This is a genomic window from Spelaeicoccus albus (genome assembly GCF_013409065.1).
Lineage (GTDB): Bacteria > Actinomycetota > Actinomycetes > Actinomycetales > Brevibacteriaceae > Spelaeicoccus > Spelaeicoccus albus.
Map to the genome: position 1 here is coordinate 2,701,491 of NZ_JACBZP010000001.1, position 22,089 is coordinate 2,723,579.

18 protein-coding genes and 1 tRNA gene are annotated in these 22,089 nt (G+C 64.2%); 6 read left to right on the plus strand and 13 right to left on the minus strand.

All coding sequences use genetic code 11. The features are described from left to right. Positions 1-40: 40 nt before the first annotated feature. From BJY26_RS12535 to BJY26_RS12560, 6 genes are all read right to left on the minus strand, one after another. Entirely contained in the window at positions 41-496 is a 456-nt protein-coding gene (locus BJY26_RS12535) for a hypothetical protein (protein ID WP_179428589.1), read from the minus strand. A 40-nt stretch (positions 497-536) separates the two neighbouring features. Beyond that, positions 537-3,059 (minus strand): PEP/pyruvate-binding domain-containing protein, encoded by a 2,523-nt coding sequence (locus BJY26_RS12540; RefSeq protein WP_179428590.1) that lies wholly within the window; start codon positions 3,057-3,059, stop codon positions 537-539. A 49-nt stretch (positions 3,060-3,108) separates the two neighbouring features. Continuing rightward, positions 3,109-6,057: a helix-turn-helix transcriptional regulator gene (locus BJY26_RS12545; RefSeq protein WP_179428591.1), complete on the minus strand. Its 2,949-nt coding sequence runs from the start codon at positions 6,055-6,057 to the stop codon at positions 3,109-3,111. A 50-nt stretch (positions 6,058-6,107) separates the two neighbouring features. Then, complete coding sequence (locus BJY26_RS12550; protein WP_179428592.1) at positions 6,108-7,292, minus strand: glycosyltransferase; 1,185 nt, start codon at positions 7,290-7,292, stop codon at positions 6,108-6,110. Positions 7,293-7,312: 20 nt separating this feature from the next. Continuing rightward, a complete protein-coding gene (locus BJY26_RS12555) occupies positions 7,313-8,131 on the minus strand; it encodes a multidrug transporter (RefSeq protein WP_179428593.1) in 819 nt (272 codons plus the stop codon). Between the two features lie 291 nt (positions 8,132-8,422). Further along, positions 8,423-8,851 (minus strand): PspC domain-containing protein, encoded by a 429-nt coding sequence (locus tag BJY26_RS12560; RefSeq protein WP_179428594.1) that lies wholly within the window; start codon positions 8,849-8,851, stop codon positions 8,423-8,425. A 108-nt stretch (positions 8,852-8,959) separates the two neighbouring features. On the opposite strand from BJY26_RS12560, the gene BJY26_RS12565 reads away from it, so the two are divergent. After that, a tRNA-Asn gene (locus BJY26_RS12565) sits at positions 8,960-9,032 on the plus strand. Between the two features lie 32 nt (positions 9,033-9,064). Here BJY26_RS12565 and BJY26_RS12570 read toward each other — a convergent pair. The 7 genes from BJY26_RS12570 to BJY26_RS12600 all read right to left on the minus strand — a co-directional run bounded on the left by BJY26_RS12570 (position 9,065) and on the right by BJY26_RS12600 (position 16,112). Beyond that, positions 9,065-10,081 carry an iron-siderophore ABC transporter substrate-binding protein gene (locus tag BJY26_RS12570; RefSeq protein WP_179424597.1) on the minus strand — a complete coding sequence of 339 codons (1,017 nt, stop codon included), beginning with the start codon at positions 10,079-10,081 and terminating at the stop codon, positions 9,065-9,067. Next, entirely contained in the window at positions 10,078-11,889 is a 1,812-nt protein-coding gene (locus BJY26_RS12575) for an IucA/IucC family protein (RefSeq protein WP_179428595.1), read from the minus strand. Before BJY26_RS12575 ends, BJY26_RS12570 begins: the two co-directional genes overlap by 4 nt. Continuing rightward, positions 11,886-12,482, minus strand: coding sequence for a GNAT family N-acetyltransferase (locus tag BJY26_RS12580; RefSeq protein WP_179428596.1), 597 nt, complete (start codon positions 12,480-12,482; stop codon positions 11,886-11,888). The genes BJY26_RS12575 and BJY26_RS12580 overlap by 4 nt, the downstream gene beginning before the upstream one ends. Further along, positions 12,479-13,795 carry a lysine N(6)-hydroxylase/L-ornithine N(5)-oxygenase family protein gene (locus tag BJY26_RS12585; protein ID WP_179428597.1) on the minus strand — a complete coding sequence of 439 codons (1,317 nt, stop codon included), beginning with the start codon at positions 13,793-13,795 and terminating at the stop codon, positions 12,479-12,481. The genes BJY26_RS12580 and BJY26_RS12585 overlap by 4 nt, the downstream gene beginning before the upstream one ends. Positions 13,796-14,080: 285 nt before the next feature. Further along, entirely contained in the window at positions 14,081-14,542 is a 462-nt protein-coding gene (locus BJY26_RS12590) for a hypothetical protein (protein WP_179428598.1), read from the minus strand. Positions 14,543-14,547: 5 nt separating this feature from the next. After that, the gene (locus BJY26_RS12595) at positions 14,548-15,243 is read right to left on the minus strand and encodes a YceI family protein (protein ID WP_179428599.1); all 696 of its coding nucleotides are present in this window, start codon (positions 15,241-15,243) and stop codon (positions 14,548-14,550) included. A gap of 32 nt (positions 15,244-15,275) precedes the next feature. Further along, positions 15,276-16,112 carry a lysozyme gene (locus BJY26_RS12600; RefSeq protein WP_179428600.1) on the minus strand — a complete coding sequence of 279 codons (837 nt, stop codon included), beginning with the start codon at positions 16,110-16,112 and terminating at the stop codon, positions 15,276-15,278. 227 nt (positions 16,113-16,339) lie between these two features. On the opposite strand from BJY26_RS12600, the gene BJY26_RS12605 reads away from it, so the two are divergent. The 5 genes from BJY26_RS12605 (at position 16,340) to BJY26_RS12625 (ending at position 22,039) form a co-directional block, all read left to right on the plus strand. After that, complete coding sequence (locus BJY26_RS12605; RefSeq protein WP_179428601.1) at positions 16,340-17,608, plus strand: EAL domain-containing protein; 1,269 nt, start codon at positions 16,340-16,342, stop codon at positions 17,606-17,608. Positions 17,609-17,697: 89 nt separating this feature from the next. Continuing rightward, the gene (locus BJY26_RS12610; protein ID WP_179428602.1) at positions 17,698-18,723 is read left to right on the plus strand and encodes a LacI family DNA-binding transcriptional regulator; all 1,026 of its coding nucleotides are present in this window, start codon (positions 17,698-17,700) and stop codon (positions 18,721-18,723) included. Between the two features lie 118 nt (positions 18,724-18,841). Further along, positions 18,842-19,939, plus strand: a complete 1,098-nt coding sequence (locus BJY26_RS12615) for a substrate-binding domain-containing protein (RefSeq protein ID WP_179428603.1) — start codon at positions 18,842-18,844, stop codon at positions 19,937-19,939. An 85-nt stretch (positions 19,940-20,024) separates the two neighbouring features. Then, a complete protein-coding gene (locus BJY26_RS12620) occupies positions 20,025-20,819 on the plus strand; it encodes an ATP-binding cassette domain-containing protein (RefSeq protein ID WP_179428604.1) in 795 nt (264 codons plus the stop codon). Next, positions 20,816-22,039 carry a sugar ABC transporter permease gene (locus BJY26_RS12625; RefSeq protein WP_179428605.1) on the plus strand — a complete coding sequence of 408 codons (1,224 nt, stop codon included), beginning with the start codon at positions 20,816-20,818 and terminating at the stop codon, positions 22,037-22,039. The genes BJY26_RS12620 and BJY26_RS12625 overlap by 4 nt, the downstream gene beginning before the upstream one ends. Positions 22,040-22,089: the final 50 nt, after the last annotated feature.

The window sequence follows — 22,089 nt, forward strand, 5'->3', positions numbered from 1 at the left end:
GGGCCGTGAGCCATTCGCCACCACTCGGCGGCGGGGCGGGTCAGCGGTGTTTCCACCGATCGACCATCAACCAGACGAGCGCGGCAGTGATGACGGTGCCGCTGACGGCATGGGCGAATCCGAACCAGATGCTGACGCTGAAGCCGAGGCCGACCAACGGCCCTTGCACCAGCCACAGCAACACCCCGGCGATCAACGGCAACACCCAGCTCTTCCAATTGGACAAAGCGATGAGGCCGAGGATCAGCAAAGCGATGCTGACCCATTGCAGCACCGAGCCCATCATCGCGTGCGGAGCGAACGCGGCCCGGTCGGCGGCCTCGTTCCCGGGATGCAGATTCGCGCCCCAGAATCCGAGTGCGGCCAAGCCGATCTGTACGCTGCACAAGACGACGCCGAGCGTTGCGACCCAGCGTTCGGCGACGTCCGCAATAGCGCGGACTCCGGCGGCGTGCCCCGTGTGGAGCCTCGCCGGTTTCGACGTAATTGAACTCATTACTTTTCCTTTCCCAAGGCCGCCCGACGGACGGCGCTACCTATTCCGGACGAGCGATGCGCACGATTCCGGCGGTTCCATCGACTGTGACAAGATCCCCGTCGAGCAACGTTTTCGAGCCGTCGCCCGTGGCCAATACCGCGGGTATGTCGAATTCGCGGGCAACAATTGCCGCGTGTGAGAGCACGCCGCCGCTCTCCGTCACGAGAGCCCCGACGATGTCGAAGACGACAGCCCAGCCGGGATCGGTCGTGGGGCACACCATGACATCGCCGCGGCGAAGATCGGTCAGGTCGGCGGCCGCCCGGACGATACGCACTCGGCCGGTGTGGATACCCGGCGATCCCGGCAGCCCGGTTGCGACGATTTCAGCCGTCGGAGGAGCGCTCACGCCTGCGTTCGCGTCCGAGCCGGCAGCCGCGGTTGAATTCGGGCGCGCGTCCGATCGGTTCGACCACAGCAGCGCCTCGTTGAGGATTCGAGCGGTGCGCGGCAATCCTTTCAGGTTCGGTGGCGGGGACGGCGGCGGCCCGAACCGGGACGGCCCGGGATGAGCACGCGTCCATGCGCGTTCGGCGCGGGAACGGTTAACGCGCGGTCGAAGGGCATCGGGGTCTCCGCACAGCGCCCGCATGACGAACTCGGCATCGAGGTGGACGACGTCCTCGGCGCGATCGAGTCTGCCGTCCGCAACGAAACGGCGTCCGGCGTCCATGCACGCCAGCCGTAAGAGGCCGCCCGGGAGCGACGACGTCCAAAACGCAGCGTCCTCTCGGACCCAATAGGTGTCGACTGCGTCTTGCCGGGCAGTCTCAAAGCGCCGGGACGCCCGGCGCGGCAGCGAGCGAAGACGTAGCCGCGCGTCATCCAGCGCGTCGGCTCGGTGATGACGGTACGCGTCGGGTGAATGCTCCTGCGTCAGCAAATGGCCCAGGAGTTCGGGCTGCTCGCCCAGGGTCGGCGATCCGGGGTCGTCGCTGATACAGGCCAGGCCGTAAAGGCCGCGCCATTCTTCGAAGTCATCGGCCAGGACGGGATCGGCGGCAGCCAAGACCGTTGACGGGTCGGCACCTGCCGCGAGTTCGGCCGCGACATCCGGGAACGCCCGGGCGCGTTCGCCGATGGCGGCGAGTGCGTGCGCCGGCGCGCTGGTTGCACCGGAGAAGCCGGCCACCAGCGCGAGCGCACGCGATTCGTCCCACCCCAGCAGCTCACGACAGACGGCGGCCAAGCGATAGAGCGGGACGATCTCGGCCGGTATCAGCAGAAAATGCCGGTTCATACACGCGGCGACCCACTCGGTCAATTCGCGCAGGTGGTCGGCGGCTTCACTATTGGACAGCGACGTCAAATCGATCGCGCGGTATTCGTCAATCTGTCGGCGCAGCCGTAATCTGCCCACCGTCTGCCATTCCGCGACGTCACGGGCCAGCGCCGCCCGATTCGCACGGCGGGCCGATCGACGGACCCGACGGCGAAGTTCCGGGCTGACACGGGCAGCCAGTCCGATGAGCCACCAGGGCGGTGCCGTGCGCCGTGCGGTGCGAGCAATTCGGGCCGGCTCGCCGTGCGGCGCGCCGACAGGGGTCAGGCGCTGATACATTTCGCCGCCGATCGGCAAGCAGTCCATCGTGCCGGCGAGCGCGCCGAATTCGGTGAACATCGCGGTGAGCCCGGTGCCGACGAATTTCGCTGCGGCCGTCGCGCCGAATTCGGTCATCGGCTCCGGATAGCGATCGCTTCCCTTGAGCCACGTTCCGGGCGGCACTGTCACACGAGGGGCGGTCGGCAACGCCGTGATCGGCCGCGACTGCACGATGAACACGGTGTCGCGCTCAACAGCCCATTCAATGTCTTGCGGGGCGCCGAACAACTCTTCGGCGCGGTCGGCCAATCCGGCGACGGCCCGGGCTCGTGCGGCGTTCAAGACCGGGGGCCGCTCGCTGTCCACTGTGGCGGCAGCCTTGGTGACCGTCCACCGTTCCGGCGTGCTCATCCCGCCGGTTGCCGCCCTTCCGAGACCGCGTACCGCTTCGACAATAGTTTCGTTGCGCTCGCCCGTGACGGGATTCGCCGAGAACGCGACACCCGCGGCGTCCGCGTCGACCTGTCGCTGCACGATCAACGCGATCGACGGCCGCCGGCAGGCAAGCACCGCCGACCGCAAGGCGCTCAGCCCATTCACGTCGAGCACCGAGTCGTACGCGCCGGCCATCGAGCCGAAGTCGCCGTCCTCGTCGGGGGCCGACGAACGGACGGCTAACGGCGCACCGGCGAACCGGTCGGCAATGCTTGCCAGTACCTCTTCGACCCGGGGGTTCAGCCGCCCCTGGCCGTCCCGGCGCGGGGCCGGGTCGTTGAAAAGGCTGCGCGGCAGGACGACGCCATCCGGAACGGTGAAGCCGGCGCGGATCAATTCACCGAGTGCTGCGGCTTTCCGCCCGACGGCGTCGGCGTCGGACAGTGAAACGGCTCCCAGTCTCGCGGCTTCCATCACGTCGTCCATTTCGACCTCCCGGCTACCGGGCGGACCGGCCACATGGCCCGCGCCGGCGTTCGCCATCCACTCATCTCAGCGTGCCGTGCCGAGCGCCGGGGCGGTATCGGTAGTTTTACGTATATTTGGCGGCGCGGTCGGCGCCGGCGGCGGACGTCGCGTCCGCGGCGGGTTCGGACGGGCCGGCCGCCGTCATGAATTGCGCAAGTGCGATCCGTGAGTGGACACCGGCCTTGGCATAGATGCGCTCCAAATGCGTGGTCACGGTGCGCGGGCTGATGTACAGGCGTGTCGCGATCGTGGACGTCGGGTGGCCGGCGGCGGCAAGAGCCGCGATTTCGCGTTCACGGGGCGAGAAGAGTGAGCTGTCGTGTCGTCGTCCGCGTGAGGGCACGACGCCGTGGGCGCGAAGTAAAGCCCTGGCCCGTTGCGCTTCGGCCGGAAGCCGCACTCGATCGGCAACATCCAGCGCGGTCGTCGCGCTCTCGATCGCAGCGGCGCGGGGTGAGCGTTCGGCGTCCGCGAGAAGGGATGCGACACGCCAATACGGCAAGCCCACCGTTTCGAACCCGGCGGCTGCCTGCCGGAGCGCCTGCGTGCCGTCCGAATCCGCCAAGCCGTCGATCCAGGAGGCGACAGCGGAGGCAAGGGGTGTCGAGCACGACAGCACGCGGTGGACGTCGCCGGCCAACTCGGCGGCAGAGTGCGGCCGGCCGGACCGCCATAACGCCTCGCCGTACAGGGCCGCGCCGACCAGTGGGTAGGCGCCGGTTCCCAGCCGGCACAACGCGGCCCCGTGGGCTGCGGCCGCGTCATACTCACCGGCGGCGAGATCGAGCGCGGTCCGCGCCGCGTTCAACGGAGCTGTCGTGTGGACGTCGGTATACAGCGATTCGGGGCCAAGACGGCCTGCACGATCGATTGCTGCGGCCGCGTCGTCGAGGCGGCCCAGCCGCGTCTGGGCGAGAGCCAGTGTGGCAAGTATGTTGACGCTGCCGCGACGTTCGTCGTAGCGCTCGGCCAGCCGGCAAAGTTCGAGGCATTCGTCGACGACTTTCTCAAACGAGCCGGACAACAGATCCACGATGGCCAAACGGAGTCGGGGCCACGCCTCCAGCAACGAGGCACCGGCCGAGCGAGCGGTCGCCAGCGAGCGTTCGGTTGCATCGACGGATTTCTCCAGGTCTCCGTTTCCGAGGGCGAAAAGAGAGAGCTGATCGTAGGCGCGCACCGTCAGCGCCGGATCGGTTCCGTTGCCTGCCGTGACCGCCGCATCTTCCGACAGCGAGACGGCGCGAGCATAGTCGGTACGGGTGAAGGCGTCGATGGCCGTCGCGATCTGGGCGCTGGCCGTGAGGTCGGGGGAGGGAAATCGATGGGCGAGCGCCCGCATCCGTTTCGCCGCTGTCGCAATCCCTTCCACATCGCCGAGGCGTGAGGCGACCGACACCTGGAGGGACAGCAAGTCCAAGTCGGATTCGGAAGGAGCCAGACGCGCTTGTGCCCGCCCGGCGGCGTCCAAATGCGCGAGCGCCGCATTGACGTCACCGGCGGACCAGGCTAGCCGGCAGTGCGCAAGTTCGGCACGGCCGATGCCCGCATCATCGTGCCTTTCCGTATAGAGGGCGAGCGCTGCCGCCGCGTGCCGGCGGGCGTCGTCCGGTTGAAGAGTCATCTCGCTCAGCACGGTGAGTTGATCGTGGATTGCTGCGCAGTGCCCGTCGCGACGCATCTCCTCGGCGCAGGCCAGTGCGGCCCGGAAGTACTTGATGGCGTCGTCCGCGGACCCGAGGCCGCGGGCCCTCCGAGCGGCATGGACGAGCACCGGCAGGGCCCGCCGGCTGTCATAGACCGGGCCCGCGCGAATGATGTGCTCGGCTGCGCGCACATCGCCCGGATCGGACGCCGCGAGGGCGCCGGCAAATGCCGCGTGGCGGCGATAAACGTCGGTCCGCGTCATGCCGGCCAGTGCCGCGGACCGCAGCAAGCCATGTGCCAGCGAGTAGGTGTCGCCGGGATCGGAGGACAGGAGGTGCCGGCGTTCCAATTCCGCGAGTGCCGACGCTTGCCGTGTGCGGCCCAGGCTGCTGCAAGCCAGCAGCGTTCGAAACGAACAGCCCCCGCCGTCGACTGCCAGCAGCTCGGCCACGGCGCGGGCGTCGGGCGTCAACGAGCGCAAGCGGAGCTGGAGTTCGTCGTTGACCGGGACGGGCAGCGGCAACGAGCCGTCCGTGGGCGGCGCGCCGTCCCGGGCGTTCGGAGCCGTGAGATGTTCGGCCATGGCCTCGAGGTAGAACGGGATGCCGCCGCAGTTCGCGACGGCAGCCGTTCGCGTGGTTTCGGCGATGTCGGTGCGCGCGACCGAATTGAAAAGCGTCGCGGAATCGCGAGCAGACAAAGGAGCGACGTCCACGATTTCGACGTGCCAGGCCGAACTGCGGTAGGAGGCAAGGAGACGCTCGGCCGTGCGGAGGTCGTCGTCGGCAGTGACGGCGCAGATGAGTAAAAGCCGAGTAGTCATCCTGCTCAGGTGGGCCAGCAGCATCAGCGTGAGGTCGTCGGCGAATTGGATATCGTCGATCATGAGCGCGACGGGATTGGCAGCGCACGTCGATTCGATCAGATGGGCGACGCCTTCGATGATGCGACGGCGTTCCAGCGCGCCGTCGGCGACCGGCGAGGGCGCCGGCACGCCGAGCCCGTCGAACACGAGCGCCAATTGCGGCAGCCGGCGGCCGAGCGCGCGACGGTCGTTCGGTGGCATCGTGCCGATCACGGGGGAGAGGGCTTCAACTATCGGCGAGAACGTGACGTGTTTGGCGATTTCGTCGGCCCGGCCGCTCAACGCCGTGAAATCGGCGGCACCGGCGGCCGCCAGGGCTTCGCGGGCCAAGCGAGTCTTGCCCACCCCGGCGCTGCCGCGCAACAAAAGCACGGACGGCGTGCTCGCGGCCGCGGCATCGACCAGCTCCGCAAAGAGGCGGCACTCCACCGTCCTGCCCACCAACGGTGGCCCGGTTGCAGTCGGCCCGCTGACGGCGGCCATGTAATCGGTATGACACACGCGCGCGATTCAGTCAACGATTCTTTCGAGTTGGGATCGAGGCGGCCGGGTCAGCGCGAACAGGCCAACGAGTAGATTTCTTCGAAGTTCTTCAGCGTGAAGTCAATATCGTGAGTCATGGCCATGGCACGGGCCGCCCCGCTCATGGCAGCGTATTCGCCGGGGTCGAGAGTGGCGACGCGTCGGATCTTTTCGGCAAGGTCATCGATATCACCGGGCGTGAAGAGGTACCCGTTCCAGCCCTCACGAACCAGATGCGGCAAAGCGACGGCGTCCGCGACGATCACGGGCTTACCGGACGACATCGCCTCAAGCGTGACGATGCTTTGCAGCTCAGCGGTCCCGGGCATGCAGAACATGGTGCATCGTTGATAGGCCTTGTGCAGATTGTCGTCCGAGATCTTCCCGAGAAAGGCAACTCGGTCCGACACGCCGGCTTCGCGCGCCAGGTTCTCCAGCGCGGGCTGCTGTTCGCCGGAGCCGACGAACTCGGCGCGCACGCCCAGCTCGGACGGCAGCACGGCCAGCGCACGGATGATCTGGTCGGCATGCTTTTCCTCGGCAAGACGGCCGACGAAGAGCACAGTGGGGGAGGGGTGCGCTCGGGCGTCGCCGGCCGCCAGCTGTCTGGCGCTGAATTCGGCCAGATCGATTCCGCACGAGATGGCGCGGATTTCATGCGTGAACCCGTGCTCGGTCAAAAGGTCGGCGGCCAGTTGTGTTGGAGTGGTGATCGCCTCGGCGCGTTCGAACAGCTTCCGCATATCGCGCCATGCCCACCATTCCAGCGCGTCGAGCACCGGACGCGGCGCACGCACGTACGGTCGGACATTCGCCGGCATGAAGTGATTGGTGGCGATCAGCGGGATGCGCTGTTTGTGGGCGTAATGGATCAAATACCGGCCGAGCACGAAGTGTGCTTGCACGTGCACGACGTCCGGCTTCAGCCTGTCGATCACTGCCTTGGCGTCGGGCGCCGCTTCCCACGGATAGCAAATCTGCCACGTGGGATGCGGGTACCAACGATGCGAGCGCACCCGGTGCACTGTGACGCCGTCCGCGACGGTTTCGCTTGGCGTGCCGGTGGCGGACGGGACGACGACGTGCACGCTGTGTCCGTGCGCCGCCAGCCCGGTGGCCAGCCGTTCGGTAAACCGGGCGGCGCCGTTGATTTCGGGAGCGTAGGTCTCGGCGCCGATCAGGATCCGTAGACCGCTGGGTCCGGGCGTGGCCATGGGGGAATCTCCTTGTACCGTCATGTCTTGGTCAATGGCGTGGGCTCGGCGGGCTCGTCGCTATGGGCGATCCGGATGACATCGGGGTGGTATTTCGACAGGACCAGAACGCCGAGGATTGCGGCGACGGCGCACAGCACCATCAGCCCCAACACTAACGGCGCCAATGCCATCCCTTCTTTCAGCACGACTGCGCCGACGACGACCGCCACGATCGGATCGATAACCGTCAGTCCGGCGATGACGAGTTCGGGCGGCCCCGATGCGTAAGCGCTTTGCACGAACCACGTGCCCAGCGCGCTTGCCGTCACGATCCCGATGAACGTCTCCCAGTTGATAGCGGTGATGCCGCCGTCGAGATATTGCTGACCGACGAGATGCACGGACGCCGCGACGCAGCCGAACAGCATGCCGGCCGCAAGAATTCGGATCAGGTGTCCGGTGCGCTTCCAGGCGAATGCGATGATCCCGAAGATCACGACCAGCCCGAGCGTGACGACTGTGACATACCGCGCCTGCGTGCCGTACAGCACCGGCGACGTGGCATTCAGTGCCGCCAAGGCCACGAAGAGGCCGACTCCCGCCGTGCACGCCAGCACTGCGAACAACACCCGCCGCTTGAATTTCAGCCTCCGGGCCGTCATCCCGATCAGCACGGCCACGATGAGTGACAGCGCCCCCATCGGCTGGACGACCATCACGGGCGCCAGGATCAGTGCAACGATGTTCAACACCGTGCCGCCAATCAGGAATCCGCTTCCGCGCAGCCAACTCGGGTGCCGTACCAAACCGGCCAAGTGCTTGAGATTGAAACTCGTGGTGCGATGTTGATTGGTCACCGCACCATGCTGATAGTGCGCCCCCAGCGCTAAACAAATAGCGGAGAGTAATGCAAGCCCGATAGCAAGCTCGGTCATGATTTATCTCGTCTCACTCTGTGGTCGTGGGGACACTTCCATGCTAACGGCGACGGGTGCCGGCCGGCTTCGACATTTGCCCGTTTCGGGGGACTTCCACACTCAATTGTCGGGAGACCCCCACCCGGCGGTGCAAATCGTTCGCGCGGGAGCGGTAAGTCGGGGGCGAGTGGGTGGCCGCCGGAGCGCCCGCCGGGTACGAGGGGAGCGACGTCAGGCATCGATATCGGCCGGTCCCGCGTGCTGCCGGGACGTCGCGGCCAGCAGCCACACGGCCAGGCCGGCCACGATGGCCGCGCCGATGCCGGTCCAAAACCCCGGCGAGCAGATTCCGACCACCGTCAGAGCCAAGGCGGCGACGTTTCCGCCGGTGATATCGCCGGTCAGCATGTCTTGGGCGTGAATCCGACCGGACTGCCCGGGCAACATCAGCCAGGCCAGGCCGTAGAGCAGCACGCCCAGGCCGCCGCACAGGGCCAGCACGATCAGCACGATTCGGACGACGCCGCGCGACCAGCCGAGGCGATCGGCCACCGCCGCGCACACGCCTGCGGCCCACGCGCCGTCGTCCTGCCTGGCAAACCCGGCCAGCCGGATCCGATCGAAGAAATTGCCTGGTGAATGATGCGATGAAGTGTTCATGTTCTCAGCTTGGCCCGCGCGCCACCCGCTCCGGTATCGGGTAAACCCCTGAATCAACCCTGATTTTTCGGCGGGTGTCATTCTTTGCTAGAGTTTTGACACATACGGTCCCCTGTAGCTCAGTTGGCAGAGCATTCGACTGTTAATCGAAGGGTCGCTGGTTCGAGCCCAGCCGGGGGAGCTGACAACGCCGCGGAAGCGCGGCCGTGTACTTCACCTCTTTGCGGCTTTGGCCAGGTCCGGAAGGATCCGCTTCAGGGTCCATTTCACGCTGAGCACCGACGGTTGGCTCAGTCCCGCAATCACCGTGGTGTCGCTGAGTACGACGGCAGTGCCGTCCTTGACGGACTTCAAACTACCGGCGACCTTGTCACTGGTGAAATCCTTGGCGCTCATGTCGCCGAGGTAGCCGATGACGACGTCGGCATCGAAGCGCCGCACCTTCTCCCAGGAAACGTTCGCATAAAACTGGTCGGTCGTCTTGCTCATGCGGCGGACGGCTTTCGCATTGGTGAAACCGAGCTCGTCGAGAATCTGCACGCGCGGGTCGGACACCGTGTATATGCTCACGTTCGCCTTGTTGAATGCGGCAACCGTCAAGGTCTTGCCCGCGAACTCCGGATGCTTCTTTGCCGCAGCGTCCAATTGATGCTCGACTCCGCGGATCAACTTTTTCGCCTGCGGAAGCATGCCCAGAGCCTTGCCGACGATAGTCGTTTGATCTTGCCAGGATGTTTGCCAGGCCTTGTCCGGATAGGCCACGGTGGGCGCAATCTGAGTCAGACGCTCATACGTGGATTTGTCGAACCCCTCATAGGGCGCAAGGATCACATCGGGTTCGAGCTTGAGGATCTGCTCGAACGGAGGCCCGTCGGCCGTGTCGAGCAGCGTCGTCTTCGAAGCGTTGAACAAATGGGCGTCCCAGGGCATCAGACCGTTCTTGTCGGCGCCGTAAACGGACTTCGGCATTCCGACAGGGGTCCGGCCGAGCGCGTAGACGACGTCTTGAGCGTTGTAGCCGAGCGTGACGATGCGCCCCGGGCGGGCCTTGAGAGTGGTTTTGCCAAACGTGTTCGGGATGGTGACCGGAAAAGCGCCGGACGACGTCGTCGGCGTGCTGCCGCCGGTCCCGGGTGACGATGAACATCCGGCGAGTAGTGCGGCGCCGGCGATCGCGGCGCCCACCCCGAACTGTCTGCGGGTTGGGGCGGCAGGGCGAATGTTTGTCACGATAGGTGTTCTCCTGTTCGGTGGCTGGCTGAGTCGGGAGGTGTTGCGGATCGGCGGCGGCCGAACGCGGCTATCGGATTTGTCAAAACGCCGGCGAATTTCAGGCCGCCGGCCGGGTCGGACAAATCGACCATTTGCGTGTTGTTTGCCAACTGAAGCCGATTCAAGCATGACCTGTCGAACTGCGGGGCAAAGAGGTCAAACCGATCGAAGAGGTCCGCCATATCCGGGTGATCGGCCTGATAATCGTCGATGCACCGGGCCACGGCATCCCAGAACGCGGCTTCCGACAAGCGGCCGTCGGCGGACAAGAGCGAGGCGAGAAACCGGAAGAACGAGTCGAACACGTCAGTGAAAATCGACAGGGCCTGCTTGGCGTCGGGCACTTCGGCCCGAATGCGCTCGACGTCGACCGGCAGCTCGGCATCCGCGTCCAGGACGGCGATTTCTTCGCCGATGTCCTTCATGATGACGCGCTCGGGGATGCCACCGGAGAGCACCAGGATCAGATTTTCCCCGTGCGGCATGAACACGAGTCGGTGCGCAAAGAAGCAGTGAACCAGGGGCCGCAAATAGGCGCCCAGATAGGTGTCGAGCCATTGGGCCGGCGTCACTCCGGAGCGGTCGATGAGCGCCGACACGAATGGCCGCCCGTCGGCGTCGACGTGCAGGAGCGACGTCATGGTGGCCAGCTGCCGGCCGGGTTCGAGCCCGGGAACCGGACTTTCCCGCCATAGTGCCGAGAGCATCTTGTGATAACCGGAGGAGCGGTCGGCGGCGCGGGCGTAATACGGGTTGGTGTAGCCGATGGCCGCCACTTCGCGCAAAATGGAGAATCCGGTTCGCCGGATCTCGTCGTCGTCGGACAACAGCGAGTACACCCAGTCGTTGATGGCCGGCGTCGCCTTCATGAATGTCGGCGACAGTCCTCGCATGAAACCCATATTCACTATCGACAACGACGTCTTCACGTAACAACTTCGCGGCGCGTCGACGTTGAACAACGTGCGGATCGACTGCTGGGGTTGATATCTGTGCGTTCCCGCGCCGAGATACACGATGTCGCGACTCGCGATGTCGGCGGCGAAAGTCGTTGCGATCCGATTGCGCCACTGCCACGGATGCACCGGCATGGGTAGGTACTCGTCCGGGTCGAGGCCCGCCTCGGACAGGCGGTGAGCACAGCTGGCGAACTCCGCGTCGATGATGTCGCCGGCAGTGCTGGATAACGAGGTCGACAAGCGGGCGTGGCGGCGGCGCACGGCGATCCAGACTACACGGATCCCGGACCCCGTTTCGGGCGCGAACTTCGTATAGTCGTCCGGATCGAAACCGATCCGCCCGTTGTTTGCCACGAAGCAGGGATGACCTTCGGTCATGGACCGTTCGATTGTTTGAAAGTCGGCGTCGACGAGTTCGGCCGCCGACGGCGACGGTCGCGTGCGCTTATATGCGCTGCCGGCCAGGGTGCTGCTGATCTCTTCGAGATAGACCGGCAGCACGTTGTCGTCAATGCCGAGCGGGCCCGAGAAGTCGAGGATGAAGTCCATTGCGTCGATTGGCAGTGACTCGTCGCCTCGGTTCCGGCTGATCGACTCGGGCTCGACCGTCCAGTGGTCCAGGGCGTATCGGTCGGCCCGGAAGCGGTACCGGGTGCCGTCACCGGTGCCAAGAGTGTAGAAGTGTCCGGTGTCCGGCGTCGGGACCAGCAGCAGCTCGTGCGAGAATTCGGCGATGGCCTTGGCGACGAGCGCCCGATTCGCGCCGGCCCACGCCTCCGTGGTCAGGTGGGAAGGGTTCGCGGTCATCGGTGTTCCTCCCTGCCCTCGGTCGGCGCTGTGCGCCAGCGATAGAAGTCCTCTCGCGTGCAGAAACTGAGGAGCGCGCACTTGTCCGGCAGGTCGACGCGGGAGTCCGCGCGGAAACCGACTCGCGCGTTCAACGCGTGTACCTTGTGGTTGCGGACGTCGGGCTCGACGACCACGCGCGTATGGTCGGCGTGATCGAACAGATGCGTCAGGCAGGCGGTCATGGCCGCTGTGGTGAATCCGGCGATGGGCACGGCAGTTCGTGCGGCAAGGAAATGCATGCCGACGTCGCCGCGGCGGACGGCGTACACGGCGCCGACCGGATCGGAGGCCGGGTCGTAGTATTCCAGGAGAAACTCCGGGTGTCCGTCGCGCAGCCCGAGCAGCGCGCGATGCCGGGTCGACGTCTCGTAGCGGCGGTACTCCCGATAGACGTCGTCCCGTGTCGCGGTCGTCATGCCCCAGTAGGCCGCGTGGTCATCGGTGAACCACTCGTGCAATACGCTCGTGTCACGTTCCGCGCGGACCGGTGTGAGTTCGAGGGTGCCGACGTGCGGCACGCGGGCGGTGAAGACGGCGTCCGGCGCATTCATACTGCTACCGTTTCCGGAATCGGCGCGGGCACGGGAGCGCCGAATTCCTGAAAGGCGATGGAGGTCTCGATGCCGTAGTACTCGTAGCCGAGCATGCGGCGGATGATGCACGAATTGCGATACGCCGCCATGCCGAGATCCGGGGCGACGAAACCGTGCGTGTGCAGTTCGGCGTTTTGAACGAAAACCTCGCTTCCGTCGTGATCGATCGCGTATTCGCGCGATACCGCCGGATTTTCGCCCTCCCAGGTGAGCCGACCGGCTATCGGGTCGAGAAAGGCCGGAACCTGCGGGGCGTATCCGGTCGCGAGAATGATGCCGGCAGACGTGAGCTGATAGTCGCGTTGCTGCTCGTCGTGGCGGAACGACATGGTGTAACGGTCTCGGATCCCGGTGACCTCGGTGACTTCGGTGAGGGAAGAATTGGTCAGCAGACTTGTCTGCACCTCGCCGGCCAGCCGTTTGGTGTACAGCAGTTCGTAGATGTCGTTGATCAATGATGTGTCGATGCCCTTGTAGAGATTCTTCTGCTCGTCGATCAGCCGGCGGCGGGTAGCGGCCGGGAGCGAGTAAAAATAGTCGGCGTAATCGGGAGAGGTCATCTCGAGCGTCAGCTTCGTGTACTCGAGCGGGAAGAACCGTGGAGACCGGGTCACCCAATTCAGCTCGTACCCGAACGTATCGATGTCGTGCAGCAGATCGTAATAGATTTCGGCGGCACTTTGCCCGCTTCCGACGATCGTGATGCTGGGCAGGTCTTGCAGTGTGGACTTGGTGTCCAAATATTCGGACGTGTGGACGACGTCCGGGCCGAGGCCTTTGCAGAATTCGGGAATGTGCGGGGGAGTGCCGGTGCCGATCACCAGTCGCCCGGCTCGGTATGAATGGCGCTCGCCGGACGACGTGTCGACAGCGTGCACGGTGTAGCCGCCGTCGGAATACTCGACCGCCGTCACGGAACGCCCGAAGCGAATTGTCGAAAGGCGCGACGCCGCCCAGCGGCAGTATTCGTTGTATTCGCGCCGTAGCGGGTAGAAACTCTCGCGGATATAGAACGAATAGATCCGTCCGGTTTCCTTGACGAAGTTGAGAAACGAAAACTGCGAGGTCGGATCGGCAAGGCTCACCAGATCGGCCATGAACGGCGTCTGCAGCGACGCCGTCTCGAGAAGCATGCCGGGATGCCAGTCGAAATGCGGCTTTTGTTCCAAGAAGAGGCCGTCCAGGCCGTCGATCGGATCGGTCAAGCACGCTAGCCCCAAATTGAACGGGCCGAGACCGATGGCGATGAAGTCGTAGGTCTTACTAGTCATCTCCGTGCTTTCCGGCGGCCGGACTTGGGTCCGCCCCCTGGCTCGAGTCGCGAGCTATTTTTAGCTAAGGCTAGCCTTAGGCAGGCTTACCTAAGTGTCAAGTGTCGCGGCGTGTCGTTTGCTGGAGTCGGAGGAGCCGGCGGACGGTCGAAATACGGTCCGTCACGGCGTCAACAGCGGGCGGACGGAGCTTCGCAAACCTCCAGCCGGCGAAGCATCCGCTTGGTTTGACGTGAGAAGTGCCACATTGCCGCGCGGGGCCGTCCGGCCTGCTGCGTGGCGACCTCAGGCCCAGCGAACGACGGCTAGGACGAACAAAACTAGAGTGAGGACGCCGAGTCCGGCACGCAAGGTGCCGGCCAACCGGGCCGACCGGGCGATCCGGGCGGCAAGGCCCGCGTCGTCCGGCTTGGACGTGCTCGAATGCCGTAGACGCGTCATCCGCCGGGCCTGAGCGATCCCAATTGCCAAGGCGACAAGCAACAACGCCGCGCAGACCACGAGTGCGGTCGACAACGTCGTCCACGGCTCGCCGGCGAGCAGAATCCCCCCGCATACGTAGGCGATTACGAGGGCCGGGGTTGCCGTCACGACGTACTTGCGGCCGAAGTCGCGGAAGAATGCCACGCGCGCGTCGGCGGACAGCTGCCGTGCCGAGCTGGTGGCAGCCAGTACCACGGTGGTCATGCCGCCGATCCAGATCGATGTGGACAGGATGAGGAAGCCGAAAAGGACGTCGTTGAGCATGCTCGTTAGTTTTTCGTCAGCACGGCACGGAATTCAACCTGGCCCCGGTCGGTGACTTGTACGAACCCGAGATTCGGCGGCGCGACGTCGTAGTCGGTCCAGGTGACCGGAATGGCGCCGCTGACAGTTACCGAATCGGCTTTCCGGACGACGTGCATTTCAGCCGTGACGGCGTGCCGGGTGCCGTTGAGCTGTAACTGTCCGTGCGCGGTGACGGTGCGCTGGCCGGTGTGCGTGGCGAGGCCGCCGACGTTGATCGGCTCGGTCAAGGTGAAGGTGGCGCGCGGGTGCTTGTCGACGTTGATGACCTGGGAGCGGAAATACGCGTCGCGGGCTTTGGAATTTGTGTGTACGGCGGCGAGCGTGACCGACAGGCGGGCATGACGAACGGTGGAGCCCGAAGCCACTGCGTGCCCGTCGACGTGGTCGGTGCGGCCGACGACAGTGACATTCTTGCCGTGGAGCGCTTCGCGCACCCGGTAGCCGGCAGTCGAGCCGGTGTGCGTCGACCATCGGCCGTCGATGGCCGGCGCCGGCCCCCGGGCCGCGCGGCCGGAATCCTGGGAGAGCGGCCGCGCAGCTGCAGCGTTCTCGGAATCCGCGTACGATCCCATCGCGTAGTAACCGACGCCGGCCAGCACGATGAGACTGCCGATCACTGCCAGCACGATCTTGACTGGTCTGTTCAAACGCGCGAGCACGGACCCATTCTAGTCGGTCGCCATGACGACCGTCAGCCGTTGGCCAGCGCCTTCACCCGGCTGAGCGATCCGTTGAACTTGTCCTGGTCGCCGGGGAAGGATCCGGAATCGTCGTATTGCCAGATGGTATGGACGTTCCAGTTGCTGGGCAGTGCGCCGATCGACGAGTTGTAGCGCGCGATCCAGAGCGGGTTTGACGAGGCGAGCTTGGCCGACGTGCCAACACATTGCTTCCACCAGCTCGTTGACGTGTAAATGACGGCGTCCCGACTGGTCTTGGCTTTGTACGTCTTAGTGAAATTCTTGATCCACTTGGCCATTTGCGATTTGGATTTGCCATAGCAGTTACCGCCCTGGCTCGCGCTGCCGTATTCGACGTCGAGAGCGCCCGGTAGTGTTTTGCCGTCTTTGGACCAGCCGCCGCCGTGCGCGACGAAGAATTTGGCCTGAGCGGCACCGGAAGAGCTGTCGGGCCGTGCGTAGTGGTAAGCGCCTCGGATGAGACCGGCGTTGTACGACCCCGTGTAGTTGCTGTTGAATTTCGGGTCGCGGTACGAACTGCCTTCGGTGGCCTTGATGTAGGCGAATTTCGCGCCGTTCGAGGCAACGGATTTCCAATTGACCGAGCCTTGCCAGTGACTGACGTCGAGGCCGGGCGTCTGATTCTTCGCCATCTGGGGTTGAACCGTCAAAGCGCGCGGGGCCGCCCCGGTGCCGGTGCCCTCGTGTGCCCGGATCGAAGCGCCCATCTGATGGTCGTGAGACGGGCTGTCGGCGGGAGCCGCCGCTGCGGTGCCGGCAACGGACGCGGTCAGGGCCGTGCCGAGTAGGGCCGCAATTGTCCAGTTGGCGATCGTGTGCTTCGTCATGTCACTCCAAAGCTGGGGATATGTGCGAGTTCATTACTACCACGCGACTTCCGGCCGTGTCCCCCCTTGAAAATGCGGAGGCTACTGTCCGCCCGATATCGGCTGTTTCGTTTCGAACGCCGGGCAAAACCTACGAAGCTGTAACAGTCTGACCAATACGTGGCCACCGTCAGGCCCACGGACTAAGGTAATGAGTCGAACGAGGCTTGATCGGAAAGGGAACAGCGGTGACTCTCGCGGAAGCGGATGCGGTGACGGAAGGCGATGAACTCAAACGTCTCGTGCGTGCGGGACTTCTCCAAACCACGTTCCGCCAAGTCGTGGATCTCGAGAACGACCGAGTTGTCGGGTACGAGGCTCAGCAAGCCGCCGAGCAGAGTTTCCTGACAAGTCCACGGCAGATCAGGGCTGCACTGCGCGCATCGGAGCTGGTGGGCGATCTTGACTCGGCGGCCAGGTTTTTTGCTCTGGAAGCCGCAACGAATTTCGGGCTCTTGCCTGAAACCCGGGTTTTTGTCGACTCGGAGCCGGAGTCTTTTGCCATGCTCGAGGATCGCTCGTCGTTCTCGGACAGGTCCGTGGTGCTGCAATTGCACGCCGGCATCCTGGAGCGGAAACCGGCGCAACTTTTGCGTGCCATTCATCAAGCACGTTCACTGGGCTGGGGTATCGCCGTCAAGGGCGTTGGAGTCGATATGGCCAGCGCCGCACATCTACCGCTTGTCGACCCCGCGGTCATCGGCCTCGATCGCAGCGTTTTGCGTACTGCTAGCCGGCGCCATGCGGCGGACATCATGAACGTCGTGACGGCGCACGTCGAACGAACCGGCGCAGCCATCTTGGTCGACGGCATCGATACTTCCGAGGATGTCGAATTCGCCAAATCGCTGGGCGCTCATCTCGGCAGGGGCAGTTATTTCGCCCCGCGCACGTCCAAGCCGACGGTTCCCGAAGGCAACCCGTATCCCGACATCCTGCTCCGGCACGGGTCGAGGAACGCCGGGCCGCAATTGAGTCCGTACACGTTGGCCGTCGCCTCAGTGGTGCCGAAGCGTGCCAAGAAGGAATTCCTCGTCGAGATCAGCAAATCGCTCGAGGCCCGTGCCTTGGCGTCGGGGCCGGCGACGATCTTTGTTGCCGCAGTCGAATCGAAGGACAACCTGACGCCGGCGACCCTTGAGCGGTTCCGTGCTTTGACCGACAACGCGTCGATGGTCGTGATGTTGGCGTCGGGGCTCAACGAGTCGCCGATCCCCGGTGCTCGAAGTGCCCCACTCGATACGTCGGATCCGGTGCGAAACGAATGGACGATCGTCGTGCTCGGCCCGGATTGGTCGACACTTTTGACGGCACAGGATCTCGGCGACGGCGGAGCGGATCTTGAGCGCCGATTCGACTTCGTGCTCACGCACGATAGGACGCTTGCCGTGGATGCTGCGCGCAGTCTGATGTCACGCATTCCGAATGAATCAGGGCCTTCGCACATCGCCGGTTGAGGTGTCGTCTTTGACATCCGGTGAAACCCGGGGTTAACTTCAGTCCGACTACTGACATCGTTGTCAGGGCGGATTACGAAGGTGGGTGTATGAGTCCTCCTATCGACGACGAACCCGGTGCACCCACCTTGGCCGAGGTTGCGAAACTCGCCGGTGTGAGCTTGAAGACGGCGTCGCGGGCGGTGAACGGCGAGCGGTACGTCTCGTCGGCGACCATGGACAAGGTGCTGCATGCTGCAGCAATGCTGGGGTTCCGTCCGAACCGGCTGGCCCGCGAGTTACGCCAGGGGTCGCGTTCGTCGCTGATCGGCATGGTCGTGGGAGATTTGTCGAACCCGTTCTACGCGCGTGTTGCCGGCGCATTGGAAAAGGAAGTCGGCAGCCGCGGATTTCACTTGATCACGGCCAGTACCGGTGAGGATCCCGAAGCCGAGCAGCGGCTGGTGGAAGAATTGCTGGAACGCCGGGTGGCCGCTCTTGTCCTGGTATCGACCAGCCGTAGCCATCGGTATCTGGCCGCGGCTGATCTGCGCGGTACTCCGATAGTCTTTCTCGACCGACCTCCGGTCGGGCTCTTGGCCGACACGGTCCTGTTGGACAATCGCGCCGGAGCGCGAATGGCCGTGGAACACCTGATATCTCATGGGCACCGGCAGATCGGCCTGATCGGCGACCTGGCACACATTTCGACGCATCAAGAGCGGTTGCGCGGTTATGTGGATGCGTTGACGGCGTCCGGGATCGATGGCTGGGAGGCGTACGTGCGCGAAGACGCGCACGATATTCGCACGGCCAAGAACATCACGGCGGCCATGCTGGCCCAAGGTCGTCCGCCGACTGCGATCTTCACCGCGAACAGCCGTATCACGATCGGCGCCTTGAATGCGATGAACCGGCTGCACCGTGCCCCGGCGTTGATCGGGTTCGACGACTTCGAGCTGTCCGAGGTTCTTGAAGTGTCGGTAGTCGCCCACGATATGGAGCGCATGGGCGCCGAAGGGGCTGCTTTGGTGTTGGCACGGCTGGCCGGCGGGGCCGAGGAGACGCGCCGAGTGACTATTCCGTGTCGAATCGTGGCTCGGGGATCCGGTGAGCGTGAACCGCGCTGGCGATGATCGGCAACTCGCTGCACGAAGGTATTGACAATCGTTTGTGCAGCGGTAAGACTGTGTTGTCATCAGTATGACAACGATGTCAGAACGAGGGTTTCTGACCGGACGATGGAGTGCAAGGATGCATAATCGCAAATCTGCGGGGCTTGCCGTGGGCGCAGTCGCGTTATCGCTGGCGATGGCGCTGACGGGATGCAGCAACCAAAAGGGTCAAGGCAATGAGGCCGCCGACAAGGCCAAAAGCGATGACGGCCCGGTCAAGATCGCGCTGTTGCTGCCGGAAAACAAGACGACACGGTACGAAGCTCAGGACCGCCCGGACTTCACCAAGGGCGTGAAGAAGCTCGATCCCAAAGCCAAGGTCGTCTACAACAACGCCAATCAGGATGCCTCTCAGCAACAGCAACAGTTCCAGGCGGCGTTGACGGACGGCGCCGACGTGATCGTCCTGGACCCCGTCGATGCGTCGGCTCTTGGAGCGGTGCTGCAAAAGGCCAAGGCGAAGAACGTTCCGGTGATCTCGTACGACAGGTACTTCGACGGAGCTGCGTATTACACGTCGTTCGACAACGAGAAGATCGGCGAGTTGCAGGGCAAGGCTGTTTTGCAGGGACTGAAGGCGGAGGGGAAGAACCCGAAGTCCGGGCCGGTATGGATGGTCAACGGTGACCCGAAGGATCCGAATGCGGCCGACTTCAAGAAGGGCGCCGTCAAGGTCCTGAAGGCCGCCGGCGTCAACATCGCTGCCTCGCACGCCGCGCTCGACTGGGACCCCGACGATGCACGCAAGTGGGTTGCCGGTCAGCTGTTGAGCGGAAAGAAGAAGCCGATCGCTATTTACTCGGCAAACGACGGTACCGCCGGCGGTGTGATCGCGGCGACGACGCGGGCCGGTGTGAGCCCGGTAATCACCGGTCAGGACGGGGAAGCCGACGGCGTCCAGAACATCCTGAAGGGCAAGCAGTACGCGACCATCTACAAGGCGTACGCCCCGCAGGCCAAGTTCGCGGCCAAGGCGGCCGTTGCCCTGGCGCACGGCAAGGACCTGAACGCCAGCACGAAGTACAAGGGCACGCCCACGGACTTCGTCGATGCTCAGGTGATTACCAAGAAGAACATTAAAAAGGTATTTGCCGACGGACAGCTGAAGCCCTCGGCCGTGTGCCAGAAACCGGCCGAGATGAAGAAGCTGTGCAAGCAGGCCGGAATCACTTCCTGACGCCGTTCGGGGGCGCGGGCCGACACGGCGCGCGCCCCCGAATGCGTGTGTTAACCACCACTATCGCGGCGCAAGGGAGCTTAGCTTGAGCGATAAGACACCCGTCTTGGAGTTGACGGGTTTGCATAAGAGATTCGGTGCCGTACAGGCGCTGACCGACGTGAGCCTGTCGGTGAATGCCGGGGAAGTCGTGGGGCTTGTCGGCGACAATGGTGCCGGAAAATCGACGTTGATCAAGATGATCGCCGGTGTGCACACGGCCGACGAGGGTTCGATTACCGTTCGTGGCCAGGAAGAGACGTTTGCGACGCCTCAGGCTTCTCAAAAAGCCGGGATCGCCACTGTCTTCCAAGATCTGTCGTTGTGCAACAACTTGGATGTTGTGGCGAACTTGTTCTTGGGGCAAGAACATTTGATCGGTGGGATTCTCGACGAGGTCGCCATGGAAAAGCAGTCCTGGGAATTGCTGCGGTCTCTTTCGGCGAAGATCCCGAGCGTCCGCGTGCCCGTGTCGGCGCTGTCTGGCGGGCAGCGGCAGACAGTCGCCATCGCGCGGTCGCTGCTCGGCTCGCCGCACCTCGTTTTGCTGGATGAGCCCACCGCCGCGCTCGGCGTGGCGCAAACGGCCGAGGTGTTGAACCTGATCGAACGTTTGCGGGATAGGGATCTCGGCGTTTTGCTGGTCAGCCATAATATGGCCGACGTTCAGGCGGTCTGCGACAGGATCCACGTGCTGCGGCTCGGCCGCGACGCCGGAGATTTCGACGGCCGCACGACGAGTTCGGAAACCCTCGTCAGCGCCATTACCGGGGCGTCGGACAACGTCGTCAGCCAGCGTGCGCTCCGCAACGAGGGCGCGACCGAGGAGACCACATCATGAGCAACGACACACTCACGAACCCGGAATTGGACGAGCGGGTAACGCGGTCCGGGCCGATCCACACCCTGACCCGGCGCATGAAGGAAGGCCAGCTCGGCGTCATGCCGGTGATCTTGGCACTCATCGTGATCGTCATAGTGTTCCAATCGATCAACGGTAATTTCATCGCGCCGTCGAACCTGGTGAATTTGTCGACGACAGTTGCGTATATCGGCATTCTCGCGCTCAGCATCAATTTGATCCTTCTTCTTGGCGAGATCGATTTGTCGGTTGCCGCTTTGGGCGGGCTTGCCGCGTCGTTGATGGGGATTCTGCTGGTCAGAGACGGTCACGGGATCTTGTTCAGCCTTGTCACGTTGTTGTTGCTGGGTGTCATAGTCGGGTTGATCCAAGGCTGGTTCTTCGCTGTTGTCGGCATTCCGGCATTCGTCGTCACGCTTGCCGGCCTGCTTGCCTATATGGGGCTGACGCTCGTTGTCCTGGGCGAACAGAAAAACTTGTCGATGAGTGGCACGTTTGCTTCCGATCTGGCATCGTTCTATTTTCCGGCGATTTACGCCTACATCATGGGCGCAATTGTCGTCATTGTGTATTGCGTCGGCCAAGTAGTTGGACGGATCCGTCGGGCCAACGCCGGGTTGGAAGCGCCGTCGATCGTGTGGATCGGTATTCGCACAGCCGTACTGGCGTTCGTCATCTTTGCGTTCTTGATCATCGTCAACCAGGACTTCGGGTTGGCATTGCCGTTCGTGATGCTGATGGGAATCGCCATCATCCTCGACCTGACCCTTCGCAAGACGAAGTACGGACGTTCGGTGTACGCCGTCGGCGGCAACGTCGAGGCGGCGAGGCGCTCGGGGATCCGGGTCACGTGGATTCGAATCAGCATTTTCATGCTGGCGGGCGGGCTTGCGGCGGTATTCGGGCTGGTGAAGGCGGGCGTCACGACGAACGCCGGCTCGACGCTCGTCACGACGACCGACTTGTTGAATGCCATCGCGGCAGCCGTGATCGGCGGCACGTCGCTCTTCGGTGGCCGTGGGCACGCATGGGCGCCGATCCTCGGCGCGCTCGTCGTCGGATCGATCAACAACGGTCTGTATCTGATCGGATTCAGTTCGGCAGGTCAGCAGATCACCACGGCGATTGTGCTGCTGGCAGCCGTGATACTCGATGCTCTCTCCCGTCGCGGGCAGCGCAACGTGGGCAGGGGCGGCTGATCCGGGCCGCGATGCCGTGAAGAGGGGCGCCGGACGCGCAGGTCTGCTGC

Excerpts from the sequence above, each read along its gene's own strand:
- BJY26_RS12590 (WP_179428598.1), bottom strand. The coding sequence starts at position 14,542 with ATGCTCAACGACGTCCTTTTCGGCTTCCTCATCCTGTCCACATCGATC.
- BJY26_RS12600 (WP_179428600.1), bottom strand. The coding sequence starts at position 16,112 with ATGACGAAGCACACGATCGCCAACTGGACAATTGCGGCCCTACTCGGC.
- BJY26_RS12625 (WP_179428605.1), top strand. The coding sequence starts at position 20,816 with ATGAGCAACGACACACTCACGAACCCGGAATTGGACGAGCGGGTAACG.
- BJY26_RS12615 (WP_179428603.1), top strand. The coding sequence starts at position 18,842 with ATGCATAATCGCAAATCTGCGGGGCTTGCCGTGGGCGCAGTCGCGTTA.
- BJY26_RS12575 (WP_179428595.1), bottom strand. The coding sequence starts at position 11,889 with ATGACCGCGAACCCTTCCCACCTGACCACGGAGGCGTGGGCCGGCGCG.
- BJY26_RS12535 (WP_179428589.1), bottom strand. The coding sequence starts at position 496 with ATGAGTTCAATTACGTCGAAACCGGCGAGGCTCCACACGGGGCACGCC.
- BJY26_RS12550 (WP_179428592.1), bottom strand. The coding sequence starts at position 7,292 with ATGGCCACGCCCGGACCCAGCGGTCTACGGATCCTGATCGGCGCCGAG.
- BJY26_RS12560 (WP_179428594.1), bottom strand. The coding sequence starts at position 8,851 with ATGAACACTTCATCGCATCATTCACCAGGCAATTTCTTCGATCGGATC.
- BJY26_RS12610 (WP_179428602.1), top strand. The coding sequence starts at position 17,698 with ATGAGTCCTCCTATCGACGACGAACCCGGTGCACCCACCTTGGCCGAG.
- BJY26_RS12540 (WP_179428590.1), bottom strand. The coding sequence starts at position 3,059 with ATGGCGAACGCCGGCGCGGGCCATGTGGCCGGTCCGCCCGGTAGCCGG.
- BJY26_RS12580 (WP_179428596.1), bottom strand. The coding sequence starts at position 12,482 with ATGAATGCGCCGGACGCCGTCTTCACCGCCCGCGTGCCGCACGTCGGC.
- BJY26_RS12585 (WP_179428597.1), bottom strand. The coding sequence starts at position 13,795 with ATGACTAGTAAGACCTACGACTTCATCGCCATCGGTCTCGGCCCGTTC.